The following is a 7,481-nucleotide window of genomic DNA, read 5'->3' on the forward strand; positions in this document are numbered from 1 at the left end:
TTTATGATCTTGTTGTACTAAATTGATGAGAAAGAGAAAAAGTCATGATGGAACTGCTGACTGATCCGCAAATGTGGATTGCTTTTGCCACGCTCACTGCGTTGGAGCTGGTGCTGGGCATWGACAACATYATTTTYATCTCCATCCTGGTGGACAAGCTGCCCAAGGACAAGCAGGAACTGGCCCGGCGCCTGGGCCTTTTTATGGCGATGTTCATGCGCATTGGCTTGCTGTTTGTGCTGTCGTGGATCATCGGGCTGGTGGATCCGCTGTTCACCATTTTGAAGCAGGAAATCTCGGGGCGCGACCTGATCCTGATTGCCGGTGGCCTGTTCCTGATCTGGAAGAGCACCGGCGAAATTCACCAGTCGATGGAGGGCGAGGAAGGCCACGCCTCCAGTGCGGTCAAGGCCACATTTGCGGCCGTGATCGTGCAGATCATGATTGTCGACATGGTGTTCTCGCTGGACTCCATCATCACCGCAGTCGGCATGGTTGACAGCCTCCCGGTCATGATTGCCGCGGTCATCGCTTCGGTGGGCCTCATGATGCTGTTCGCTCCGGCCATCGGCCGCTTTGTCTCCGACCACCCGACCATCAAGATGCTGGCGCTGTCCTTCCTTGTCGTCGTCGGTGTGGTGCTGATCGCCGAGGGCCTGGACCATCATGTGCCCAAGGGCTATGTCTACTTTGCCATGGCGTTTTCTGTGGCGGTGGAAATGCTCAACATCCGCATGCGCAAGAAAAAGAGCAAGCCGGTGCATCTGAGAAATGCCTATGTCGATGGCGACAAGGCAGACGTGGCCGACAAGCGCAAGCCCTGAGACGGGTCGCTGCCCGTGACACGCCCGCGCTGCGCCGCGTGCCTTCGCCCACAAAGCGCCTGCATCTGCGCCTGGATCAGGCCGACGGCGCATGAAGCGGAAGTGCTTATCCTCCAGCACCCGCTGGAGGTCGACCACGCCAAAAACAGTGCCTGCCTGCTGCATCTGAGCTTGCCGCGCAGCCGGATGCTGACGGGTGAAGCCTTTGACGAGGCTGGCTTGCATGATGTGCTGAAAGAGACGAGGTACACCGTGCTCCTGTATCCGCAGACGCCGGAAGACAAAGCAGCCGCCGTGGATACCGCGCAACTCAAAGACCCGTCGCGCGTGCGGCTCGTGGTGCTGGACAGCACCTGGCGCAAAAGCCGCAAGATGCTGCACCTGAGTCCGGTGCTGCGGCAACTCCCTCGCTTGTCGCTGGAGGATATGCCGGCCTCAAACTACCTGATCCGCAAGGCGCACAAGCCGGGGCAGCTCTCAACATTGGAGGCAACGTGCGCGGCACTGGCGCAATTGGAAAGTGATCCCGAAAAATATCAGCCGTTGCTCAAAGCCTTTGACGGGTTTGTCGCGCAGCAGCTGGCTTTCGTTCCGAAGTAATTCGGTTCCCGTTCAGTCGCCCAGGTCGATCACACCGGCCAGCGGCACTCCGCTGGGGGCCTCATAGTCCGCAATCACGGCAGCGCGCCCTGTATGCGCTGAAATGTCTTGAAGCCGTCCTTTGACGAAGGCAATCGAGGGTGCATCCAGCGCGGCAAAGGGCTCATCCAGCAACAACACCGCCGCACCCGATGCAAACGCCGCTGTCAGCCAGACCTTGCGCTTCGACCCGGTGGACAGCATGAAAAGCTGCTTGCCCATGTGCGGCTCAAGCCCGAGGCCGTCGACCAGCGGCACTACCAAATTCGCATCAAAACCCGGGTACCGGCTGCGAACATCTTCGAAATACTGCGCCGGCGTGAGTTGATCAAACGTGTTGGCGCGCGGCTCCATCCAGAAGAGCTGCCGGCGGTAAGCGTCGGGCTTGTCGTTGAGCGAGATGCCATTGAGCGTCAACTTTCCCTTATCGGCAGGCAAGGCCCCCGCCAGTAAACGAAGCAGGGTGCTCTTGCCGCGCCCGTCGCCGCCTTGCACCAGCGTGACGCCTGGCGGGATTTCGCCGGACCAGTTGGCAAGGATTTCAACCTGTGGGTTGGGGTAGCGGAACCACAGGTCTTCGATGGTGAGCATGCTGGTGTTTGACAGGGTGGCTTGATAGAGGATCTTTGAAATATCTATTCGGAGGAAAGCTAGGCCACGTGAGCAATCGCCTTCAGTTGGCGCAGGCGCATGACAAGGCTTTCTGCCGCGACCTCGGTTGCCACCGGGATTGATACGGGCGTACCTTCCAGCACTGAATCTGTGGCTGCCTTCGCCTCGCTCAACGACATGGCTGCAGTCTCTTGAAGCAACTTGGAATGAGAAACCTTGAGGAAGCCGGCTTCCCAGCCAGTGATGATGACGGTGTGCATTTGACGGCCTGATTCTTGAATTGGTGCGAGAGTCTGGGCAAATGTTAATCTGCAATTTTGGGTCCTATGCCGGGCCACTATTCAATTGGACAAGAAAGTTGCAGTTATGAGCTTCGGAAAAACCACCCCCATCCTTCGCATCTTCGATGAAGCCAAGGCCAGGGAGTTTTACATCGACTTCCTCGGCTTCAAGGTCGATTGGGAGCATCGCTTTGAGCCCGGCATGCCGCTCTATCTGCAAATCTCCAAAGGCGGCTGCGTGCTGCATTTGTCGGAGCACCACGGCGACTGCAGCCCGGGCGCGGCGATGCGGATTGAAACGGATGGGCTTGATGCGTATCACCAGCAGCTTCTGGCGAAGAACTACAAGCACGCCCGTCCCGGAATTGAAGACACAGCGTGGGAGAGCCGGGATATGTCGGTCAGGGACCCTTTTGGCAACCGGCTGACATTTACCAATGCCATCAGCACCTGACCTCACCTCTTTCATCCGCTTCACTTGACTGCACTTTGCAAACCGGGTGAATCTCACGCCTGCGTGCTCTAAAACCTCAAATCTTGACTGCCGTCAAGAACGCCGTGTCAGGTGCGCCCCCGCTCTTGATTTCCGTCAAGAACACTTCATGGTCGCAGGTTCACCATGGGTGCTGCAGAAGGAGACACCCATGACCTCGACCCACGCGCCCCCTCTTCCAGGCCTCGCCTTACGCTGTTACCGGCTGACGCCGGGAGGCCGCGCCTGTGTGGACACGGTCAATACCAAAGCGCAGACCACGGGCTCGTTGTCGCGCTACCTGCACGATGTACTGGAGATGTGCGGCACGGGCGTGTGGTTTGAGCAGTTGCAGCAGTTCATGCCGCCGCGATCACTTGATGAATCCTTGCGTTCGTTGCTGGCGTCGGGCCTGATTGAAGCCGTGGATGCGGGCGAAGTGCCTGTGCACCTGCCCCCTGCGAGGCGCCGCACACCGTCGATGTTGGGCGACCTGACGAACGCCTGAGATGCCCTGGAGTCAAAGAAGGGGCGTTTATAGGTAAAAAAGGCTTCCAGCCCATACGTGAAAAGCGCGAGCAGCTATTAAATCAATAGCGGCCCGAAATTCAACTTTCTTCAGCCTGCACCAGCAACGCTGCTTGCGCCGGCARCTCGGCCAGCAGCACCACCTGTCCTGGCGTGATCACCAGGTCGGGCTTGAAGCTGTCTTCTGCGGCAAGCCCTGCGCGTTGCCACCGAAGCTTCACCACGCGCTCCTGCAGGCGCAGCGTGATTTCAAACGAGGGCCAGTGCCCCGGCACGCGGGGCGACAGCGACAGCGCGCCTTGCTGCACCTTGAGGCCCAGAATGTTTTCCAGCGCCGCGCGGTGCAGCCACGCAGCCGAGCCGGTGTACCAGCTCCAGCCGCCGCGGCCTACATAGGGGGCCGCGCCATAGATGTCACCCGCCATCACATAAGGCTCCAGCTCATAGGCGGGGCCACGAGCGGGATGCTCGCTGCGGTGGGCCGGGCTCAGTGCCTTGAAGCTTTCCCAGGCGGATTCGGTGTCGCCGGTGATGGCTTGCGCCATCATGGCCCAGACGGCGGCATGCGAGTACTGACCGCCGTTTTCACGCACGCCTGGCGGGTAGGCCTGGATGTAGCCCGGGTTGTTGTCCGACTTTTCCAGCGGTGGCGCCAGCAGGCGCAGCAGGCCCGCTTCGTTGTCCACCAGCTGTTCATTCATGGCCTGCATGGCCGGGCCGATGAAGGCCTCGGTGGAGGCGCCGGAAAGGACCGACCAGGCTTGTGCAATCAGGTCGATGCGGCATTCATCATTGGTGGAGGAGCCGAGCGGTGCGCCGTTGTCAAAGAACGCCCGGCGGAACCAGGCACCGTCCCAGCCCGCGTCGTGCAGGGCGGCAACCCAGCCGGAGCGGGCCTGGCGCCAGCGTTGCGCGCGGCCGTCGTCGCCGCGCGATGCGGCCAGGGGCAGAAAGTCATTGACCACGCGGCATAAAAACCAGCCCAGCCAGACAGACTCGCCGCGGCCTTCGTGGCCCACGCGGTTCATGCCGTCGTTCCAGTCACCCGTGCCCATGAGCGGAAGGCCGTGTGCGCCGATGGCCAGGCTGCGGTCCAGGGTACGGGCGCAGTGTTCGAACACCGTGGCGGTTTGTCCGCTGGTTTGCGGCGCGTAATACGCGTCTTCCGCACCTTCGGGAATCGACGGTCCGTCGATGAAGGCAACCTCTTCATCCAGGATGCTGGTGTCGCCTGTGACCTGGACATACCAGGCGCAGGCATAGGGCAGCCACAGCAAGTCGTCCGAAAAATGGGTGCGCACGCCTTCACCGCCGGGCGCGTGCCACCAGTGCTGGACGTCCCCCTCGGGGAATTGGCGCGAGGCGTTCAGCATGATTTGCGCACGCAGGCGGCCCGGTTCAATGACGGCGAAGGCCATGGCGTCCTGCAACTGGTCCCGAAAGCCGAATGCGCCGCCGGCCTGGTAGAAACCGGCCTTGGACCACAGGCGCGACACCAGTGTCTGGTAGAGCAGCCAGCGGTTGACCAGGGCGTCAAACAGCGGATCGGGCGTCTGCACCTGGACTTTGCCCAGCAACCCGGACCAATAAGCCTTGACCTGTTCAAGCGCCTGCGCCGCATCTTTGCCTTGCCAGCTGCGTGCCAGTTGCAGCGCCTGCGTGGCGTCCCCGGCATGGCCGAGGAGGAAGGTGAACGCAAGAGTCTGGCCGGGAGGCAGGGAGAACTCGCCTGCCAGTGCAGAACAGGGGTCCGCACCGCCGGCAGCATTCTGGCCCAGGGCGGAAGGAAGCACCAGCCGGCCTGTTGCGTCGAAAAATTCGCTTCGGTCGCAGGTCCACTCGGGTGTGCCGGGCAAACCGGTCAGCGACAGGAACGCCGTGCTGCCGCCGAAGCCCGCCCGGCTTTCACGCTGCTGCGCAAACACGGCTGTCAGCAGGCTGTCTTTGTCTTTCCACGCATGGATGGTGCGGCGTTCGTGGCGTGCAGCGCCCATCTGCCATTCGACCATGGCCAGGGCGCGCAACTTGCGCGTGGCGCTGCCCTGGTTATGAAGCGTGACCTGCACCAGTTTGACCGGATCAGTCTGATCCACAAAAAAAGTGGTTTCCGCATGAAGCGCACCGTGCTGGCATTCGAAGACGGTGTAACCCTGGCCGTGACGCACACGGCAGGCAGGCGCCGGGCCGTGTTGTGCCGACGGGCTTAGTGCCAGCACTTGCTGTGTGTCCACGTCCTGCAGCAGATAGTGCTCGAAGGTGGGATCCGCCACCGGGTCGTTGGACCAGGGCGTGACCTGGTGCAGCCGGCTGTTGACTGCCCATGTGTAGCCGGCGCCGGTCTCCGACACCTGAAAGCCGAAAGAGGGATTCGCGATCACGTTGATCCATGGTCGGGGCGGACGATGCAGGCTGTCAACGTCAAACCGGAACTCGCCGGTGCCGGCATCGAAGTGTCCCCGGGGTGTTTGCAGTGCTCCTGGCTGCCCGGTGGCGCTGGCAGAACCGGAGGAGAGTGCCGGCAGCGGACGGGTGGCGGGGCCCGCACGGCGCTGGGCGTTGGCCGTGTTGCGCAGCGCTGCGGCCTGTTGTTCAAGCGGCCTGCCGTCTGCCACAAGAATGACGCGTGCCAACCCCGTCAGTGCGGCTTTTTCCGAGGGCACGATTTCCTGGTCGCGCAGCAGGTAAAAGCCACCGGCGTCGCTGCGCGGAAAGCTATTTTCCGTTTGTTGCAGTGTGCGGTCGCGCAGCGCCAGGATGTCGCGTTGCAAGGGCATCAGGTAGGAGTTGACTTCGCTGTTGAGGATGACCACGTCGGTACCCAGCCCGCAGAAACTCCACCAGGGCTGGGCCCGCAGCAATGAATGCACCAGCGCCATCCCGTTGCTGGAGTGGATGAGCACCAGTACGATGGGTTTGTCTCCCGAGATGCCGAAACGCCAGAGCTGGCGCTGGTCCAGCAGGCCGCGTTCCGCCATCGGCCGGGCACAGCTGTACATCAGTGCGGTGTTGAGGTCCTGCAACGCCGCGTTTTCCTCGGGGTCGACCCCGAGGTCGCGCAGGCGCACCTGGGCCAGCGTGGCGGCCATGCGGGTAGCGCGCTCCACGTGCATGGGCTGCAGGTATTTGTCGATGCGTGCCGCGAGTTCGTCGCTGCTGGACGCGGCGGCTGTGGCAAAGCTGAGCCGGGCCACGCCGCCCGCCGGAATGCGGATGCGAAGACGCAGGCCCGCAACCGGGTCCAGCCCGTTGATGGGTGAGCCGTCCTGGCCGTGCGCCTCTGCCCGCAGTGCCGGGTGGCCGGGCTCGCGGTTACGGCCCAGAAAGGCGCGGCGGTCCGAGATGAAATCGATGGCGCGGACGTTGGCTTCTGAATTGGCGAGGAAATGTGCGACCGCCATGACAGGATCGCCCTGCAGCCGGGGTTTGCGTGACAGCAGCAGGGCGCGCCATTCGGGATGCCAGCGTGTCTGGACAAACAGGTTCGAAAATGCCGGATGGGCCTCGTCGGCGCGCGGGTCGGTCAATACCGCTTCAAAGCATGAAATCACGTCGAGCGTCATCTCCGTGGCCGACAGGTTGCGCAGCGTGACGTTGCGCATTTCAGTGTCGTCCTCGGGGCTGACCAGCACGCTGGTGCTTGCCTCCAGCTGATCGGAATTCACGTCAAATTGCACGCGGTCCGGCAGGTAGGTGGCCTTGTATTGCCAGCCGGGATGCGGCGCCGGATGTTGCGTCAGGGACCAGGCCTGCTCCTGGCCGGACGGACGCAGGTAGATGAAGGTACCGCAGGCATCGCGAAGCAGGTCATCGCGCCAGCGGGTGATGTTGTAGGTCTTGCCTGCGGTGCGCCAGCGGCTGACACCGGCCCCATTGGCGCGCAGGGCGACGCTGTAACGCCCATTGGACAGCAGCTGTGTAGGTTGCCAGCCGGGCATGGCCGGGTCGATCTCACGCGAATGGTACAGCCGTGCTTCGGCCAGCTCCGCGGGTTCGGGCAATGCGCGCGGGTCTGCGCTTTCGATGATCTGGCGCGGCGTCTTTTCATGCAGCAGCGATTCGAAAGCCTGCACCAGCGGCGCCGAAGCGAACCAGCGGCGCGGCGCTTCGTTGCACAGCACATTGCAC

The 7,481-nt window shown here is 62.3% G+C and carries 7 protein-coding genes; 4 read left to right on the forward strand and 3 right to left on the reverse strand.

The window, feature by feature from the left end; all coding sequences use genetic code 11:
• The first annotated feature begins 44 nt into the window (after positions 1-44).
• Together AC1DWI_RS08900 and AC1DWI_RS08905 are read left to right on the forward strand one after the other, a co-directional pair.
• The gene (locus tag AC1DWI_RS08900; protein ID WP_477671285.1) at positions 45-824 is read left to right on the forward strand and encodes a TerC family protein; all 780 of its coding nucleotides are present in this window, start codon (positions 45-47) and stop codon (positions 822-824) included.
• 15 nt (positions 825-839) lie between these two features.
• Entirely contained in the window at positions 840-1,424 is a 585-nt protein-coding gene (locus AC1DWI_RS08905) for a tRNA-uridine aminocarboxypropyltransferase (RefSeq protein WP_477671286.1), read from the forward strand.
• Between the two features lie 12 nt (positions 1,425-1,436).
• Here the strand turns inward: AC1DWI_RS08905 and AC1DWI_RS08910 are convergent, their stop codons facing one another.
• Positions 1,437-2,054 carry an ABC transporter ATP-binding protein gene (locus AC1DWI_RS08910; protein ID WP_477671287.1) on the reverse strand — a complete coding sequence of 206 codons (618 nt, stop codon included), beginning with the start codon at positions 2,052-2,054 and terminating at the stop codon, positions 1,437-1,439.
• Between the two features lie 59 nt (positions 2,055-2,113).
• Positions 2,114-2,335, reverse strand: coding sequence for a hypothetical protein (locus AC1DWI_RS08915; RefSeq protein WP_477671288.1), 222 nt, complete (start codon positions 2,333-2,335; stop codon positions 2,114-2,116).
• 106 nt (positions 2,336-2,441) lie between these two features.
• Here AC1DWI_RS08915 and AC1DWI_RS08920 point away from each other — a divergent pair, with 106 nt between their 5' ends.
• Positions 2,442-2,810 carry a glyoxalase superfamily protein gene (locus AC1DWI_RS08920; protein ID WP_477671289.1) on the forward strand — a complete coding sequence of 123 codons (369 nt, stop codon included), beginning with the start codon at positions 2,442-2,444 and terminating at the stop codon, positions 2,808-2,810.
• A gap of 190 nt (positions 2,811-3,000) precedes the next feature.
• Positions 3,001-3,336, forward strand: a complete 336-nt coding sequence (locus AC1DWI_RS08925) for a hypothetical protein (RefSeq protein WP_477671290.1) — start codon at positions 3,001-3,003, stop codon at positions 3,334-3,336.
• Positions 3,337-3,436: 100 nt separating this feature from the next.
• On the opposite strand, the gene AC1DWI_RS08930 is transcribed toward AC1DWI_RS08925, so the two are convergent.
• Positions 3,437-7,481, reverse strand: a 4,045-nt coding sequence (locus tag AC1DWI_RS08930; protein WP_477724693.1) for a GH36-type glycosyl hydrolase domain-containing protein, incomplete at its 5' end; no start/stop codon positions are given.

The sequence above is a fragment of the Polaromonas sp. P3_C2 genome, assembly GCF_056402675.1.

Bases quoted from the DNA above. Each gene is read 5' to 3' on its own strand.
- AC1DWI_RS08920 (WP_477671289.1), top strand. From the start codon at position 2,442: ATGAGCTTCGGAAAAACCACCCCCATCCTTCGCATCTTCGATGAAGCC.
- AC1DWI_RS08910 (WP_477671287.1), bottom strand. From the start codon at position 2,054: ATGCTCACCATCGAAGACCTGTGGTTCCGCTACCCCAACCCACAGGTT.
- AC1DWI_RS08915 (WP_477671288.1), bottom strand. From the start codon at position 2,335: ATGCACACCGTCATCATCACTGGCTGGGAAGCCGGCTTCCTCAAGGTT.
- AC1DWI_RS08925 (WP_477671290.1), top strand. From the start codon at position 3,001: ATGACCTCGACCCACGCGCCCCCTCTTCCAGGCCTCGCCTTACGCTGT.